The organism is Reichenbachiella sp. 5M10 (genome assembly GCF_002742335.1).
GTDB lineage: Bacteria > Bacteroidota > Bacteroidia > Cytophagales > Cyclobacteriaceae > Reichenbachiella.
In genome coordinates, this window is sequence record NZ_MDGR01000007.1 from 608,977 (window position 1) to 625,998 (window position 17,022).

Consider the following 17,022-nt stretch of genomic DNA (forward strand, 5'->3'; position numbering starts at 1 on the left):
GGTAGTACAGTTTTATTCCAAATCTAAATTAGGAAGTATTCTAGTGAAGTTAGGAATAAATGTGCGATTTATGACAAATTAGCTAGGGTTTGGAGAGAGGAGACAAGGGGTGAAAATATGATTTTAGATTATCCTACAGCATTTGGATTTGTTAAATAATTTCCTTTATATTGAATGTTTTAGAAAATCAAACTAATCTATCTATCCGACGTGTCGGACACCAAAACAAACTGAAAAGTGGAAGAGAATAAAGACAACGAAAGAACTGAGATTTACTCAGAGAGAGTACGGGCAGGGAAAAGAACCTACTTTTTTGATGTGAAGGCGACCCGGTCGAATGACTATTATCTTACCATCACCGAAAGTAAAAGAAGATACAAGGACGATGGTTTTTTCTATGAAAAGCACAAAATATTTTTGTACAAAGAGGACTTCAATAAATTCGTCAAGGCGCTCAACGAGACTGTGGATCATATCAAAGATGAGTTGATGCCAGAGGTAGATTTTGACTCATTTGACAGTGAAGATGAGGAACAAGAAGAGAGAAAAGCGACTGTCGCTACGGGAGCAGACTCAGAATTAAACTGGGATTAAATTCACCTAAAAAAAACTGTAGAGCTCTTGGATACCCAAGGGCTTTTTTTATTTGGAATCATGATCAATCGTACTTTACTGACCATTCTAGTCATCACTTCCTTATTTGTATTTAGTGCATGGCTATTTTCAGATATATTCATGTATATCTGTATCTCGATTGTCTTGGCGACTATTCTTAGGCCTTTGACCAACTTCATCAGTCGGACATATATCTTTAGAGTCAAGATCCCACGTCTGGTTGCTGTGTTGGTGTCGTTTTGCACAGTGATAGGAGTCGTTGCGCTTTTCATGTTGCTGTTTATTCCATTGATTGTCGAACAGATCAATGTGATCTCAAGCATTAGTTTTGATGAAGTCTACACACATATGTCTCAGCCAGTGGTGACCGCTGAAAAGTATCTGATGGAGTTTAATCTCGTAGAGGCCGAAGATCATAGCCTCACACAGACCATCAAGACCTCTGTGTTGGCGGTACTCAAGGATATCAATTTTCAGAAAATACTCAATAACATTGTTTCCTTGACGGGAGGGGTGTTTGTGTCGTTGATGGCACTTGGATTCATTACTTTTTTTCTTCTGTTGGAAAACGGTATGTTGAGCCGATTGATGATTTCTGTCGTGCCCAATCAGTATTTTGAATTGTTCATTTCAGCCATTTATAAGATCGAACACCTCTTGTCCAACTATCTTATTGGTCTCTTGCTTCAGATGTTGTCTATTTTCTCAATTGCGGGGATAGGCTTGTCGATATTTGGGGTCAACTATGCTTTGACTATTGCTGTGTTTGCAGCGTTGGCCAATTTGATACCCTACTTGGGGCCTTTGCTAGGATCTACTTTTGGGATACTGGTAGGGATATCCACTAGCGGACATTTTGCACTGGACGAAGTGACTTTCATATTGATAGCCAAGATCGTGTCTGTATTTGCAGTGGTTCAAGTGATTGACAATGTAGTGCTACAGCCGATGATCTTTTCTAAAAGCGTCAAAGCTCATCCATTAGAGATATTTGTTGTTATCTTTGCGGCCGCTAGTTTAGCAGGGATTCCAGGCATGATTGCAGCCATTCCGACGTATACGATTTTGCGTGTTTCGGTGATGGAAATCAAGGATGGATTCAACAGTTATCAAGTTTTTCAAGCATCAAAATAATAAAATAAATGGGGTTGAAATGTGGGATCGTAGGGTTGCCTAATGTAGGGAAGTCTACTCTTTTCAATGCGCTATCAAATGCCAAAGCAGAAGCAGCTAATTTTCCTTTTTGTACAATAGAACCAAACGTCGGAGTGATCACTGTGCCTGACGAAAGATTGAAGATATTGGAAGGGTTGGTTAGTCCGCAAAAAGTATTGCCTACTGTGATGGAGTTTGTTGATATCGCAGGTCTGGTCAAGGGGGCCAGCAAAGGAGAAGGTCTCGGGAATAAATTTTTGGCAAACATCCGTGAAGTAGATGCCATCGTTCATGTCACGAGGTGCTTCAATGATGACAATATTGTCCATGTCGACGGGGTGGTCAACCCAGTGATAGACAAGGAAGTGATCGATACAGAACTACAGATCAAAGACCTCGAGTCAATTGATAAAAAAATAGATAAGAATGTAAAGCTTGCCAAATCAGGTGATGCCAAAGTCAAAGCATTAGTAGCGACTCTGCAAGAGTACAAGGAGCTGTTGGAGTCAGGTAAAAATGCACGTGCATTAGAATTGACTCCTGAGCGCAAGGAAGCCATTGCGGATTTACACTTGCTGACGGTCAAGCCGGTGATTTATGTAGCGAATGTAGAAGAAAGTGCTATATTGACTGGAAATGCCCATGTGGAGGCGCTCAAAGCGGCTGTAGCCGAAGAAGATGCAGAAGTCGTGATGGTGAGTGCGGCGATCGAATCTCAGATAGCCGAGTTTGATGAGCCAGAAGAAAAAGAGATGTTTTTGGGGGAGTATGGTTTGAAAGAGTCTGGATTGGATAAGTTGATTCGTGCGGCTTATGAACTGTTGGATTTGATTACTTATTTCACAGCGGGTGTGACAGAAGTGCGGGCTTGGACAATCAAGAAGGGGTGGAAAGCACCACAAGCTGCAGGTGTGATTCATTCGGATTTTGAGAAGGGCTTTATTAAAGCAGAGGTGATTAAAATCCCAGATTATGTGGAGTACAAGACTGAAAACGGGTGTAAGGAAGCTGGAAAGCTAGCCATCGAAGGAAAGGAATATGTCGTGAAGGATGGCGATGTAATGCATTTTCGATTTAATGTATAAACGGAAACACGCGAAGAGTTGTGAAAGCGCAGGAGGTGTTCTTGCGCTTTTTTTGTGAGATAGCTAGTGGACTATGCTAGAGATAGACTAGATCACGTCTGTGAATTTGGGGATTAAGATCAATATTCGACATTCATTATTCCAATTTTTAATTTCAAAGATCCATACTGGGTAGTTCCTGCTTGTACCTATTAGGGTGGAGGGTAGGTACAAGCACTGGGAGCGTACCTCACCTTCAGCGTGACGCGCTTTTATTGGCCAAGTATTTTTGCATCTACGAAGAAAATCGATTCGATCTCAATTTCGTGATCTGACTCGATGGTTTCGTCTGTATTTGATTTCATTCTGAGTTGGAAGGAGTCTTGGAGGAGGTATTCTTTGAGGTTTACTCCTGTCGTCTCCAAGGAGATGGTGCTGCCAGCGTCTGCGGGAACTTCTTCCAAGTAGGCGATCTCAATCTCATCAAGCTCATCGGCTTTGATGAACAATTGCACTGATTCGAGAAATCCAAAATCTCCAGAAGTGGGAGATTGAATGGTTAAGGTCATTTCATCGAGACGAATTTCTTCAACGAGGTTTTTACTGGTGTTGTTGCCGGCAAAACTCGATTCTGTGTTTGACTCTATCGAAGGAGTCGATAGGTCTATAGGGAAGTCTACGATGGTACTGGACTGTACAGTGACAGATTCCGTGTACTTCATGTTGAATTGGGTGAGCTTGTCGATTTCGTCACAAGCGAAGGCTATCAATGATAGTAAAGAGAGTAAAAGTAGTGTGTGTTTCATGGGTTGTCTATTTGCTCTATGTGTGTGAACGAATTAGAAGGAATAAAAGTATGTTGACCAGGTGGTAGATTTTACGGAGCTGGTCAAGAAAAAACCATGCCGATATTTACACGAGACAGGAGTGTGTACGCTGTTTGTTTTGTGTTTTTGGTGACAGAGACAAGTATGAATCATGGGGATATCGGTGTGAAGGTAGGCGTGTCGGTCACTTGCTCCGTGTACGAACACTGAGAGTTTAAAGGCAGATATTTAGAGAAGTGTATTTTCTTTTATTTAGAACACTTCTATTTTATTGGCGATGAAATATTCTACGTAGTTATTTGTAGGTAATTCACTCGAAATGCCTTTATTATTTTTTACTTTTGCGACCCAAAACAAGCATTTTGTACCCAAAATACAATTGTTAATTTTTAAAATGGAACACGAGCAATTGGGTCTTTGGTCTAGATAAGATCAAAAACCGCTAGAATTTCTTCGATTCATACAAGAAACAAAGGAATCTTGCTGTATATGCTACGGCGCTATATGCTCGGCTTTACTATTGAAAAGCTTCAAAAAATATGAATACTTATTACAACGATTACATCAAGGAAATCGCAGAAAGAAAAGAGCAAGGACTACACCCTAAGCCAATTGACGGTGCTGATTTACTAAGCGAAATCATTGGCCAAATCAAAGAGGTGGACAATGCGAACCGCAAAGATTCTCTTCAATTTTTTATTTATAATGTTTTGCCAGGCACCACAAGTGCGGCGGGTGTTAAAGCAAAATTCTTGAAGGAGATCGTTCTAGGCGAATCTGTTGTAGAAGAGATTACACCTGCTTTTGCGTTTGAATTGTTGTCTCATATGAAGGGAGGGCCTTCTATTGAAGTGTTGCTTGATTTGGCTTTGGGGGATGATGCTTCTATTGCAGCAGAAGCAGCAAAAGTCTTGAAGACGCAAGTCTTCTTGTATGACGCAGATACTGAGCGTCTAGAGGTCGCTTTCAAAAGTGGGAATGCAGTTGCCAAAGAGATTTTGGAGAGCTATGCCAAGGCTGAGTTCTTTACCAAACTTCCAGATGTAGAGGAGGAAATTGAAGTTGTGACTTTCATCGCAGGGGTAGGTGATATTTCTACGGATTTGCTTTCTCCGGGTGGTGACGCGCACTCTAGGTCGGATCGAGAGCTGCACGGTCAGTGTATATTCGAGCATAACAAAACGATGCAAAGCGAGCTTGCTGAATTGAAAGCGCAGCACCCTGACAAGCGTGTCATGCTCCTTGCAGAGAAAGGTACCATGGGGGTAGGTTCATCTAGAATGTCTGGTGTCAACAACGTAGCGTTGTGGACAGGAATCCAAGCGAGTCCGTATGTGCCATTTGTCAATATAGCACCGATCATCGCAGGTACGAATGGCATCTCTCCGATTTTCTTGACTACTGTAGGAGTCACAGGGGGAATCGGGATAGATCTCAAAAACTGGGTCAAAAAGACAGATGCCGAGGGCAATGTGATAATGGACGCTGATGGAGAACCCGTGTTGGAGGAAGCGTATTCTGTAGCTACAGGTACGGTACTTACCATCAATACTAAGAAGAAAAAACTCTACAACGGCGACAAAGAGTTGATGGATATCTCTGCGTCATTGACGCCACAGAAAGTTGAGTTTATCAAGGCGGGAGGATCATATGCTATTGTATTTGGTAAAAAGATTCAAACGTTCGCAGCGAAGACCTTAGGTGTAGAAGCTCCGACAGTATATGCTCCGTCCAAAGAGATCTCTCATGAAGGACAGGGGCTGACGGCTGTAGAAAAAATATTCAATAAGAATGCCGTGGGTACAACCCCAGGGAAAGTGTTGCACGCTGGATCGGATGTCCGAGTAGAAGTAAATATCGTAGGGTCACAGGATACTACGGGACTCATGACATCACAGGAGTTGGAATCTATGGCGGCTACCACGATTTCACCAATCGTCGATGGAGCTTATCAGTCGGGATGTCACACCGCATCTGTTTGGGACAAGAAGGCCCAAGCGAACATCCCTAAGTTGATGAAGTTCATGAATGACTTTGGTCTAATCACTGCACGTGACCCGAAAGGAGAATACCATGCAATGACTGATGTGATTCACAAGGTGCTCAATGACATTACAATTGATGATTGGGCAATCATCATCGGTGGGGATTCTCATACTAGAATGTCGAAAGGGGTCGCATTTGGTGCTGACTCAGGTACGGTGGCCCTTGCATTGGCTACTGGCGAAGCTTCTATGCCTATCCCAGAATCTGTGAAGGTGACATTCAAGGGAGAGATGAAGAGCTATATGGATTTCCGTGATGTAGTACATGCTACCCAACAGCAAATGCTGAAGCAATTCGGTGGTGAGAATGTATTCCAAGGTAGAATCATCGAGGTACACATCGGGACATTGACAGCTGATCAAGCATTTACCTTTACGGATTGGACGGCCGAGATGAAGGCCAAAGCATCTATCTGTATCTCTGAAGATGAGACATTGATCGAATCGCTTGAGATCGCGAAAGGTAGAATCCAGATCATGATAGACAAGGGAATGGACAACAAGAAGCAGGTCCTCAAAGGCTTGATTGATATCGCGAATAAGAGAATCGCAGAGATCAAATCAGGCGAGAAGCCAGCGCTTACTCCAGATGCCAATGCGAAGTATTACGCGGATGTCGTGGTGGATTTGGATCAGATCATAGAGCCAATGATTGCTGACCCTGACGTGAACAATGATGATGTGTCTAAGCGATATACGCATGATGTAATCCGACCATTGTCTTACTATGGAGGAGACAAAAAAGTAGACCTTGGTTTCATTGGATCTTGTATGGTACACAAAGGAGATATGAAGATTTTGGCGCAGATGTTGAAAAACATCGAGTCGCAACAAGGGAAAGTGGAGTTCAATGCGCCCCTCGTGGTAGCGCCTCCTACATACAATATCGTCGATGAGTTGAAGGCCGAAGGTGATTGGGAAGTGCTACAGAAGTATTCAGGTTTCGAGTTTGACGACAATGCTCCAAAAGGCGCTGCGCGTACCAAATACGAAAATATGCTCTATTTGGAGCGTCCAGGGTGTAACCTCTGCATGGGTAACCAAGAAAAGGCTGAGCCAGGAGACACTGTGATGGCAACATCTACACGATTGTTCCAAGGAAGAGTGGTGAAGGATTCGACGGAGAAAAAAGGAGAGTCGTTACTTTCTTCTACGCCAGTGGTCGTACTTTCAACCGTATTGGGTAGAACGCCAAACTTAGAAGAGTACGAAGCAGCTGTACAGGGAATTAACTTGACGAAGTTCAAACCATCGCACAAGTTGTTGGCGAACTAGTAGATATAATTGGATAACATGAAGAGACTGTTCTTTTCCGATAACCTCGGAAGAGGGCAGTCTTTTTTGTTTAGCTCAACTTTACTATTGCTCGTTGTATTCTCTCCCCATTATTGGTGAAATCCCAAAATCACCATTTTTAGTGATTCATTAGGTAGATAGATTTTATTACTTGCATCAGAGATAATCGAAGATTGTCGATGAGAAAGTGACCAAGTGAATAACTAGAACATGACTAAACCAGCACGAGAAAAACTAGCCGACAAGACAAGAGATATAGATTTAGACAAAAATTTTGATCAGTACTTGGAGTGGCTCCCGCTCTACCTGACACAGGTCGATCAGGCGGAGGAAGTGCTGCAGAAGCCGTCAGAGCCATTGGACCCTGAGCTGCTGGAAATGGCTACTAGCATCAAGAACCCCGAAGGGCTTATTGCCTATTTCGAGGAGCTGTATGCTGTGCCGATCGTTCGTTTTCAAAACGAATACTGGTTGGCAGCCATCGAACACTTAAAAGACAACCTTGCTGAGGAGGAGCGTAAAAAATTCTGTGCCCCCATCATCGCATTTGTAGTGACGCATGATAGAATACGTGATACGATACGCAACAAGCTGTCGGAAGTCTTCTCTCTCTCTCAATTTGCTTATTCTGCAGAAGCAGAGTGCTTGGGGCAAGAAACGGGCATCAATTACCGACAAAACATTGCTGGGACGAGAGCAGTTGACATCTATCTTAAGGCTTTTGATTACAGCTCTTACCCTGAAGAAAAAGTGGATGATCTACTGACTGTACTCCTGGCTCCAGGAGATTATGATGGCAAGGACATCAGTACCAGGGAAAAGATCATGGTCGAGTCTGCAAAATGTGAAAGAGATAGTTATCTACAGATCCCGGAGGGTTACAGGACGATCTACGCCTGGCAAAGGCTGGCGCATTATTATCTCCATCTGGAAGGAGCACACCCTTGCAGTGAGTTGGTGGATCAGGCCTTGACTTTTTTTCCTGAGAATGAATACCTGTTGTTTTTGAAATATAGCTTTGAGCTGGACCGAAGACAGGATATGTCTGCCCTCAGGGATGATCTGATTTCGAAGTTACAGGTCCATCCCCATTATCTCAAACTGCTGTTGGTACTAGGTAAGTCAGCGTTGAAGTCAAGGGATTTCTCTACTGCCCAGCGAATATTCGATAAGCTGTCTCAAATCGACCCCATGCACATGGACTACCGACTGGGGAGTATATTGGCCAAAACGACCGCTTCACTGGAGGTCAAGTCAAAAGATCCATCGCTGATGTTATATTCTGAGCGACAGTATTGGTTGTTGGCCTTGAGTAGCTACTATGCACGAGAGCATGGTTGTAGAGAGGATATACTTTTTCCCTATGGGATGAAGGACGAAGCAACCATCGAAAAGGCACAGGCCAAACTGCGATACAGTTTCAATTTCGACGGTGCTTACTATCTTGAAGTGGTGTATGAGGATATAACTAACCGTCGTAGTACGGACCATGCTATGCAGCAAGGACTATACTTAAGCTATGAAGAGCAGTATGATAAGATGCAGGAGTTGCGAGGAGAGCATTATTACGATGAGGCCAAGCGTGTGGCAGACTGTATGCCGTGGCTCAAGAACCTGATACCTAGCCATAATCTGCCCTACTTGGCTTGGCTCATTCGAATGGCAGCCAATGCGGACTATCTCAGCGAGGAGGAGGCTTGGCAAAAACTGGAAGAGATAGGAGCATTGGTGGAGGAGAGAGAGAACTCTTGGGATAGCTTTCTGCGTACGCACCTGACCAAGTTGCAACAAACCAAATTGCCCACGCCAGATGAAATGCAACCAGTGGTCGACAACATGCTACTTCTTCTGAGCAATGAGTCTTCCTTGATCAGAAGGGTTTCTTGGCCCAAATGAGGTGTATTAAAACAGTAAAAACGATCAAAAATTGAATTCGACAGTGGACAAAGAAACCAATTGCCTGGCATCCATTCAGGCGGAATTGCAACACACAGATCCTGATCAGGAGATCGATACATTTGTGAAACTGCTATGTCAGTATCAGGTCAAAATCAAGGGGCAAGACAAGGGTGCCAGGCCCACTGAAGGCCTTAGGGCGGCTATCATGATCGATGCGATTCATACCCCAGACCAACTCATTCATCAGATGCATACGGTTTATTCTGACCTGACAATTCGCTTTGATTTTGCTCAATGGGAGGCACTTGTACAGAATGTCATAAAACATGCGGAGGGTAATTTGCAAAGCTACTGCTTGCCGATAGCACAGTTTCTACAAGGCCATTCTTTTCTTTTGTCGGATGTTTTTTTGTTGATTAGAAAGAGTTTTCCCTGGGACAAGTGGTACGATTCACCTGATTGGCGGGTGTGGTGCCAGGAAGATCAGCAGACGACCCGTTTTGTGCGTGAGGTCTTAGAGCAGGGCAATCTCGAACTGGATTTGCTGATTCAGAGTATTCCTACGGAAGGGTGGGAATCCAAAGGAATGGATGATTTGCTAGAGATCATTTTGCATGGGAGTGTGCTGTGTCGTCAGGGGCAAGATCAGGAGAGTTTTCAGATGCTGTCTCGCACCCCCGCTGAGACTCGTCCGGTAGTGGTTTGGCAGAGAATGATGGAGTTAGTCTACCGCGCCAGTGTGACATATGGTGTGGAGCACGCGCAGGCTTTGTTTCCACAGGTGATGGCAGAGGCGATGATTTATTATCCTGAGGATGAGGGATTACTGTTTTTGCAAAATTCTTTTCGCTTTGAGACACGCCCTACCTTCGAGACCAAAGAGGAGATCATTAAAACTTTGAAAAATCACCCTGAGCATGAGAGACAGATGTTTCTTCTGGGCAGGTGCTATTTGCGAACCAATCAAAATCAGCAGGCCTATAAGCTGCTGCAGCAATTGGCTGACCGACACCCTCTCAATCTGGACTATGCAAGTTATGCGGCGCGAGCTTTGGATGCTGTACTGAGTCAGCCTGTCGATCAGGCGGATAAGCGTGTTTATCTGGAGCGAATGCTACAGCAGTTGGAGTTAGAGATCTACGAGTTGATCGAGATACCTGATTCGCTTGCTGATGATCCTGACATCATGGCATTGAAGCATTATGCGTATTCAGCTTCCCGAAGACATATGCAGGGAGGGCATGAACCTACTTATTACCCGCAAGATACCAAGAAGGCCATGGAGATGGCTCAGGATGGTGATGTACAGGTTTTTCTCTATTGGAAGTATCGCAGTACTTTCGGTACATTGGATGATCTTTTGGAGATTCACGACTTGGTACTCGACTATTTCGAAGAGTTTCCAGAGCGCTACGAGACCGCATTTGCTGCTGGGGAGTTGCATCTGGCGCAGGGGAATAACGAACAGGCTTATGCGTGTTATGACATGTCCAGTCAGCTCAATCCAGAGTACATCTTTAACTATCTGGGAAAGGCTCGCGCAGCATTGCGTATGGGAGATCACGAAAAATGCCTGGCAGCCGGGCGCGTGTACGTCCATAGCATGAATTATTGGCGTCAGGGGCATTATTGCATAGGCAAGAGTTACTTCGATCACAAGGAGTACAAAGAGGCCTACGGTAGTTTCAAATGGATGGTGCAGCTCGAAGGAGGAAAGCCCAGTATTCACGATCAGTACCTGCTTGTGGCTTCCTTGCGGAATTTTCTCCTGGAGCTGCCCGAGGCGGACCGCCTGAGCTACATCAGTAGCATAGATGAGGGGCTTCAGCTTTTTGATGACTTGCCAAAGCAGGAAGAATTCGTAGAAAACAATGAAGGCAGTGGAGCCTATCTGTACGCCAGTGAAATCTGTGAAATGGCCGGCTATGCTGAGCGAGGACTGCAATACATCGATCAGGTGGTTCACTATTGGCACGGCAAAAACATCATGGTGAACAAGGAGCAGGCTTGGGTCAAAGTCCGACTGCTTCGTTTGCTCAACCGCTACCACGAAGCACATGCCTTTTTGGAGGAGCATATCAATGACCTCAAACACTTAGGTGAAAAGCCAGAGGAGATCGCACACTTCGAGCCCCTATTGGCCGAGATCGCCAAACAGCTCGAATCAGAAACCGAACTCAGCGGTAAATTGCGCAGTTTGATCAGGCAGTCTGCCGAAGACCCTGCGCGCTGGCGTGCGACTTATCAGCAGATGATGTTCCATGCGATGATGAGCAAGGAGTTCCCCGTCATGCTAGCGACAGGTACCCGCTATTTCGAGCTTTATCAGGAGCCAGGAGAGGACGATGTGTTCATGGCTTTTTGGCTGGCCGATGCACATGTCAAGACCGAAAACCCCGAAAAGGCCAAAGCCTACTGGAAACGCTGCTTAGAAGCAGGCGCACTATTTCCATACAAGTACGGCAACCTGATCAGTATGGCTCAAATGAAACTCAACCCGCTCAATTAACGAACTATGGTATTCAAATACGAAAACCCCGACCAACTCAGTGAGAAACAGCTTTGGCTCTTGGGCACCTCGGCCATGCTGGCTCAGCTCAACGACCAGAGACACGACACGATCAATCCAAAGGGAGATTATACACATCCTGAGTTGGTCGAAAACATCCAGCATGTACTCACTCGCGACTGGGAGATCAGCAACCTAGCCGACCTGAGCGATACAGTCAAGTACCTGCACGAGAAAGTGACCTTGGCACAGGACCAGCATAGTTGGCAGGTGCTGAGTCGATTGGAGCTAGAATCCGCCGCTCAGAATGATTCCATTGGTTCCTACAGAAATGTGATGGACATGATAAAAAACTATCGTGCATACGAGCGATCCAGTGATTTTGCATGGCACTACGGTCGCTGTACCTGGCTCATTCGTATGTCTTACTTTCTCGATTATATCAACGAAGCAGAGGCGTGGGCATTGATGGAAGATAACGGGCAAAAGATCAAGGAGCGTTTTTCGTCTTGGGCTGACTTTGGACTGTCTTATATGATGGGAGCGCAATACTGGAAGCGAAATAGCTATACTCCCGATGCAGTCTATCGCTACAAAAGGCAATACTTGAGCCTGATGACCCATCAGGACTCGCCATGGAAGAATATACCTTGGGAGGTGGAGGTTTAAGCGTAAAGAGTAACCAATTTCTAAAATCCTGACAGGTCTAAAGCAGCTGTGTAATGTCCTATATGAATGTAACCATACCGCCCTACGAATCGATAGTCCATGTGGACTACTGGCAGCCTCCACAGCCTAGTAGCCTGATGCTGACTTTGAAAGACGGGGAAGGAAGGGAACATCCTATTGATTTTCTACCCACTTTCGATTCTGCGGATCGCGACTATCCCGAAGAGTGGATGCGCTTGCGTAGGGTGTTTGTGGATAAGTACCGGATGAAAGTTGATTCGGAAGAAGAGAAGGCAGTGGTAGAGCTCCTTCGACAGTTGGTCGATGGAGGCCGTCTGGGGGATGAAAAATATGTAGGGGCTAAGATGGCCCGGGAGTGCTTACAATATTTTGACAAAAGATGAGAACACAAATTAAAGAGGCAATTGCCCAATTGGAGACCGATGAGGACATCAAAGTGCTGTTTGCGGTAGAGTCGGGCAGTCGTGCCTGGGGCTTTGCTTCACGGGACAGTGACTGGGATGTGCGCTTTGTTTATATCCGCAGACCAGCGTGGTACCTGTCCATAGTGGCCGGGCGAGACACGATCGAAAGAATGCTGCCCGATGACTTGGATATGGCAGGATGGGATTTGCAAAAGGCCCTATTGCTCTTTCATAAATCAAACCCCTCGTTGATCGAATGGATCAAAAGTCCCATCGTGTATTGGGAGCAGTACGGTACCATGGATCGGCTCAGGGAGCTAGCCGCAGACTATTTTAGTCCCAAGGCCAGTATGTACCACTATTTGCACATGGCTGAGCGGCATTACGATGATTATCTGCAGGGGGATAGCGTAAAACTCAAAAAGTATTTCTATGCACTGCGCCCGATACTGGCCTGTCGCTGGATCGAGCAGCGAGGCAGTTCTGTGCCGATGGAGTTTGAGCAGTTGGTGGAGGATCAGGTGTCAGATCCGAAATTGAAGCAAGTCATCGCCGAACTCCTCGAACGAAAGATGGCAGGAGACGAGCTCGATCGGGCAGAGCCTATTCCTGTTCTTCAGAACTTTATTTCTTCCGAAATCGCTCGATTGAATGGACTGGATACCCATGAATTCAAAGCGCACGATGTGCAAACCCTAGACCAACTATTTTACCAAAGCCTGACTGAAGTGTGGGGATTAAAACTGAACGCTTAGTCATGGAAGTCACCCAACAGCAAGTACAGGATGAATTTGAGCATTTCGATAGCAATGCTTTCCTCTGGAAAGCAAAGGGATTGATGGCTGATAAGAGATTGTTGCAGCGTACGGCGCGGCATGCGATTTTTGAGATTGAGCCTTTTGCTTTCGAACTGGGCAATCAATATGTCGGGGATATCAGTAACCTGCTCATCGATGACATCACTGACTACAATCCAACGGAAGACAAACTTTATTTTCATTGGCTCGACCCAAATAGCCGAAAAATCATCTTTAGGCGGTATCAGCTAAGCTCGGATACGTCCTATGATACGATTTTTGAGTATCATCAGGACTATTTCAAAAGTACCACGCACTACTGTGGCACTGCTGGAACGAAACTGATATCGATAGATTATTTGGTTTTCAGTCAAGGTCAACCCGACTACTATCTGGAGGGGTTGGAATATGGCGTGACCCAAAAGAAATATCATCTGGAAGCAGGGGTGCTCACAGGTTTTACAGAATACAGGGACAATGCAGATGCCGAACCATTCGCGTACACCTTTCACTATCTGCCTGGGAGCAGCGTGCTGGAGCGCATCACGTACACACGAAAAAGTGAAGACCGTATTCGTCTCGCGTATGAGCGATTGGGACCTGATTTCTCAATGGAGCAAACACTAGAAGCTATCGAAGAGCATTTTGTCGAGGACATTACCCGTCAGATACAAGAGAAAGTTCGCATTAGCGAAGACAAGGTCTACTGTCTGCTACTGGAGTACGGGATGCAGCATGCCTTTCCTCCTGCGGTTGCTATTGGTTTGGAGAGGGAGCGTGATACCGAGTACCTGACTGGCGCGCCAGATATGAAGTATTTCACGGAAGAAGATACCCTCGACATAGACCTGTATTCGGAAATCCTTGAGACCTTGTATCTGCGAGTGGATCAACAGCGCAGATTTATGGAAGTCCCCGAAGACGAATGGATCGAGTGGAGTGGAACCGTAGAACAGCTCTATCTCCGCGTCTGCAAGCGACTCTATCATATGGATTTTTCTAGAGCATTTGAGAAAACGGATGACTTCATCGTCTACAACTGCGAGATAGATACCTGGACCGCCGAGGCAATGCATGAAGAAATGATGGCGTATAAGAAAAGTTTGAATTTGAAATGACAGACATACAGCAGCGCATAGAAGAAGCCCAACGGCTGGAGAATTTCAACGGCCTGGATCGACTGTTTGAGGAGTTGAGGGAAAAGGGCACGCAAGAAGAAAAGGACGCGCTGGCAGATGCCTATATGAGTATCTTCTCGCAGTGTCAGTATGACTATGCTTGTGGCAAGTTCAACGAGAGGGAGGACGTCTTGCTGTTGCTGGATTGGGTGGACAAAATGCGGGCATTGTCTGTGGAGATGTCCCACTATTACTATTTTTTGGCCCATGTGCACAATATGTTGTCGGAAGTGAGTGACGATCCAGAGGAAAAACGGGAATGGGCAGATCAGGCCATAAATGATTTCAAACGACAACTGATCCAGACACCAGAGGATAGTGATGTGCTGGAAGACATCGCCAAGAGCCTTTTTCGGGTATGCCAAATCAAAGGACAATTCCCTAGGGAGGAAATGATGGAACTGCGAGAATACTTGCTGTCTGCGCTGATGCTGGAGCGTAAGCGAGACGACCAGCCGGGGTTCTATGGATTCAAAGGCTCGGCTATCCACAGCTATCTGATCACCAGCTACGAACTCTTGCTGGATCCGACCAGTCGCAGGTATCATGACGAGTTTTTGCAAGCCATGCGTGACGCACTCATGCCTCATGTTCAAAAGCACAACCCTATGGTTGGCTATCATTGGGTGGATACCCTGCTGCGAATTGCCCGTTGGTCGGTAGATAGAAAGGGCATTCCTGCTAGTTTCATAGACGACATGACAGAGAACCTCACCAAAGACCTCAATTTGCTGATTCCTCATTTGCAAAAACTGATACTAAAGGATGAACACTTTCTCTCTGCATTGGGGCATTTGTTTCGCCAATTGGCAACTCCTGATCAGTCTATGGCTTACCTCGATCAGGCGATTGACTACTATCAACAGGCATCTGGTCTAAATCGCAAAGATTGGAATGCTCCCTATCTGGCAGGAAAGGCGGCATGGAATAAATATCTGTGGTTGCTGGAGAAGGGAGAACAAGAAATGGCAAAAGTGGCACTGGCACAGGGGCAGGAAATTCTCTACAGAGCAGAAGCCAACGTAGAAGATTTTCAGTTGAGCCTCCTTCAAGGAGAGTTGTGTTATGCCTATGCACGCGATTTTGAGAAATTTTCAAATTGTGGTACGCTCGAAAAAGCCAAAGCACACCTCGAAAAAAGCATAGATCTGGGGCAGCAGCATTATACCCAGCCTTATTATGAACTGGCTCGCGTACTGCTAAGGCTGGAGGGCAGTGAGGCTTGTCTCGACTCTCTTCGAATATGTCGTGGAATTTTCTCCAGCGAATACCATACCCATGATTTTAGGGAAATAATGGACGCACCAGAGTTTGAGGAACTAAGAGAAGAAATTATAAAAATCAAAAACGAAACAATCAACTAATGACTGAGGGAAAGATCAAAAAAGAATTTGAGCAGCTGGATATCGAACGGTTTCGGGCCACTGCGGCTGAAATAACGGAACGGGAAGACTTGACCCAAATGTCGGCCAAGCACTACCTCTACGAGATAGAACCGTTCTTCATGGAGCACAATAATGAAGTGACAGACCCTAACAAATCCTACTTGATTTTCGGAGAAGAGGATTTCGATCCCGTTACAGATGATCTTTACTATCACTGGGTGGATATGCAGGAGAGAAGGACGCTTTTTCGCCGATGGTATTTGGGGGCCGACACGAGTTATGACACGCTGTTTGAATACCACGATGACTACTACAAGAGTACGACGGTATTTTTCGGACCAGATCAGGTGAAGCCGATCAAGATCGCCTACATCTATTTCCAAGACGGTTTGCCTCAGACCTATCATGAAGCGATCGAACACGGCGCAGTGACTAAGACCTATCGTGCTTCGAACGAGGGGCAGCTGCTCGGGTATGAGATGAAGTCGGCTGAACAAAACTGGACGGTAGATTTCGAATATGATGAGTCTGGTGAAGTATTGGAGCGCATCTTGCAGCTCCATATTGCCAGCGGTAGCGAAGTGCAGCTATTCAAACGGCCGGACGAAAGTCAAACTACTGAGTCAGTATTGGCGGAGGCCGAAGAGGTTCTCTATCTGGAGATCACCCGACAGATGCAAGCGTCCCTGCGCATCACTGACGAAAAGATCTATTGCATCCTCTTGGAGTACTGCATCCAAGGAGCGATACCGCCTACCATAGGGATAGGTCTGGAGTCAGAGTACGATGCGGATTGTATGTTGGGCGCTCCCGATATGAAATATTTTTCGGAAGATGATGACTTGCTACAGGTCAGCTTCGACCACTCAGTCATCCAGGATGCTGACAACTATATCCGAAGAGAATATGACGAGATGGATATGAGCGACTATGATTACAGCGGTGCTAGTGACAATGCTGATAGTCATTTTATACGTTGGGAAAACAAAGTCAAAGCCATGTATCTGCGTCTCTGTCAGCGACTCTACGATACGGACTTCTCTGCCAGCTTTGAGCGTACGGACAATTTCATCGTCTATGCCTGCGATATCGATGCGGTGAATGACGATGAATTTTTAGCAGAGATGGAAGCTTACATCCAGAACAAAGCCTAATGGA

Annotated in this window: 13 protein-coding genes; 12 read left to right on the forward strand and 1 reads right to left on the reverse strand. The window is 45.5% G+C overall.

The features are described from left to right. Nucleotides 1-237 precede the first annotated feature (237 nt). The 3 genes from BFP72_RS02440 to ychF are packed head-to-tail and all read left to right on the forward strand — an operon-like array spanning nt 238 to nt 2,855. Complete coding sequence (locus BFP72_RS02440; RefSeq protein ID WP_099597592.1) at nt 238-594, forward strand: DUF3276 family protein; 357 nt, start codon at nt 238-240, stop codon at nt 592-594. A 60-nt stretch (nt 595-654) separates the two neighbouring features. Next, entirely contained in the window at nt 655-1,749 is a 1,095-nt protein-coding gene (locus tag BFP72_RS02445; RefSeq protein ID WP_099597593.1) for an AI-2E family transporter, read from the forward strand. Between the two features lie 8 nt (nt 1,750-1,757). Then, nucleotides 1,758-2,855 (forward strand): redox-regulated ATPase YchF, encoded by a 1,098-nt coding sequence (gene ychF, locus BFP72_RS02450; protein WP_099597594.1) that lies wholly within the window; start codon nt 1,758-1,760, stop codon nt 2,853-2,855. A gap of 251 nt (nt 2,856-3,106) precedes the next feature. On the opposite strand, the gene BFP72_RS02455 is transcribed toward ychF, so the two are convergent. Then, nucleotides 3,107-3,640, reverse strand: a complete 534-nt coding sequence (locus BFP72_RS02455) for a hypothetical protein (protein ID WP_099597595.1) — start codon at nt 3,638-3,640, stop codon at nt 3,107-3,109. Nucleotides 3,641-4,200: 560 nt separating this feature from the next. On the opposite strand from BFP72_RS02455, the gene BFP72_RS02460 reads away from it, so the two are divergent. The 9 genes from BFP72_RS02460 (at nt 4,201) to BFP72_RS02500 (ending at nt 17,018) form a co-directional block, all read left to right on the forward strand. After that, complete coding sequence (locus BFP72_RS02460; RefSeq protein ID WP_099597596.1) at nt 4,201-6,981, forward strand: bifunctional aconitate hydratase 2/2-methylisocitrate dehydratase; 2,781 nt, start codon at nt 4,201-4,203, stop codon at nt 6,979-6,981. A 231-nt stretch (nt 6,982-7,212) separates the two neighbouring features. Then, a complete protein-coding gene (locus tag BFP72_RS02465) occupies nt 7,213-8,898 on the forward strand; it encodes a DUF1266 domain-containing protein (protein ID WP_099597597.1) in 1,686 nt (561 codons plus the stop codon). Nucleotides 8,899-8,929: 31 nt separating this feature from the next. Beyond that, on the forward strand, nt 8,930-11,410 hold the full coding sequence (locus tag BFP72_RS02470) for a tetratricopeptide repeat protein (protein ID WP_143519904.1): 2,481 nt from the start codon (nt 8,930-8,932) through the stop codon (nt 11,408-11,410). A 6-nt stretch (nt 11,411-11,416) separates the two neighbouring features. Beyond that, on the forward strand, nt 11,417-12,079 hold the full coding sequence (locus BFP72_RS02475) for a DUF1266 domain-containing protein (protein WP_099597599.1): 663 nt from the start codon (nt 11,417-11,419) through the stop codon (nt 12,077-12,079). Between the two features lie 62 nt (nt 12,080-12,141). Continuing rightward, nucleotides 12,142-12,483 carry a hypothetical protein gene (locus tag BFP72_RS02480; RefSeq protein ID WP_143519905.1) on the forward strand — a complete coding sequence of 114 codons (342 nt, stop codon included), beginning with the start codon at nt 12,142-12,144 and terminating at the stop codon, nt 12,481-12,483. After that, on the forward strand, nt 12,480-13,259 hold the full coding sequence (locus BFP72_RS02485) for a nucleotidyltransferase domain-containing protein (protein WP_099597601.1): 780 nt from the start codon (nt 12,480-12,482) through the stop codon (nt 13,257-13,259). The genes BFP72_RS02480 and BFP72_RS02485 overlap by 4 nt, the downstream gene beginning before the upstream one ends. A gap of 2 nt (nt 13,260-13,261) precedes the next feature. Further along, entirely contained in the window at nt 13,262-14,419 is a 1,158-nt protein-coding gene (locus BFP72_RS02490) for a hypothetical protein (protein WP_099597602.1), read from the forward strand. Then, a complete protein-coding gene (locus tag BFP72_RS02495; protein WP_099597603.1) occupies nt 14,416-15,843 on the forward strand; it encodes a hypothetical protein in 1,428 nt (475 codons plus the stop codon). Before BFP72_RS02490 ends, BFP72_RS02495 begins: the two co-directional genes overlap by 4 nt. Continuing rightward, nucleotides 15,843-17,018, forward strand: coding sequence for a hypothetical protein (locus BFP72_RS02500; RefSeq protein ID WP_099597604.1), 1,176 nt, complete (start codon nt 15,843-15,845; stop codon nt 17,016-17,018). Before BFP72_RS02495 ends, BFP72_RS02500 begins: the two co-directional genes overlap by 1 nt. Nucleotides 17,019-17,022 lie beyond the last annotated feature (4 nt).

Coding starts and splice junctions, on each gene's coding strand:
- BFP72_RS02500 (WP_099597604.1), top strand. CDS start 15,843: ATGACTGAGGGAAAGATCAAAAAAGAATTTGAGCAGCTGGATATCGAA.
- BFP72_RS02475 (WP_099597599.1), top strand. CDS start 11,417: ATGGTATTCAAATACGAAAACCCCGACCAACTCAGTGAGAAACAGCTT.
- BFP72_RS02455 (WP_099597595.1), bottom strand. CDS start 3,640: ATGAAACACACACTACTTTTACTCTCTTTACTATCATTGATAGCCTTC.
- BFP72_RS02465 (WP_099597597.1), top strand. CDS start 7,213: ATGACTAAACCAGCACGAGAAAAACTAGCCGACAAGACAAGAGATATA.
- BFP72_RS02495 (WP_099597603.1), top strand. CDS start 14,416: ATGACAGACATACAGCAGCGCATAGAAGAAGCCCAACGGCTGGAGAAT.
- BFP72_RS02490 (WP_099597602.1), top strand. CDS start 13,262: ATGGAAGTCACCCAACAGCAAGTACAGGATGAATTTGAGCATTTCGAT.
- ychF (WP_099597594.1), top strand. CDS start 1,758: ATGGGGTTGAAATGTGGGATCGTAGGGTTGCCTAATGTAGGGAAGTCT.
- BFP72_RS02480 (WP_143519905.1), top strand. CDS start 12,142: ATGAATGTAACCATACCGCCCTACGAATCGATAGTCCATGTGGACTAC.
- BFP72_RS02485 (WP_099597601.1), top strand. CDS start 12,480: ATGAGAACACAAATTAAAGAGGCAATTGCCCAATTGGAGACCGATGAG.
- BFP72_RS02460 (WP_099597596.1), top strand. CDS start 4,201: ATGAATACTTATTACAACGATTACATCAAGGAAATCGCAGAAAGAAAA.
- BFP72_RS02445 (WP_099597593.1), top strand. CDS start 655: ATGATCAATCGTACTTTACTGACCATTCTAGTCATCACTTCCTTATTT.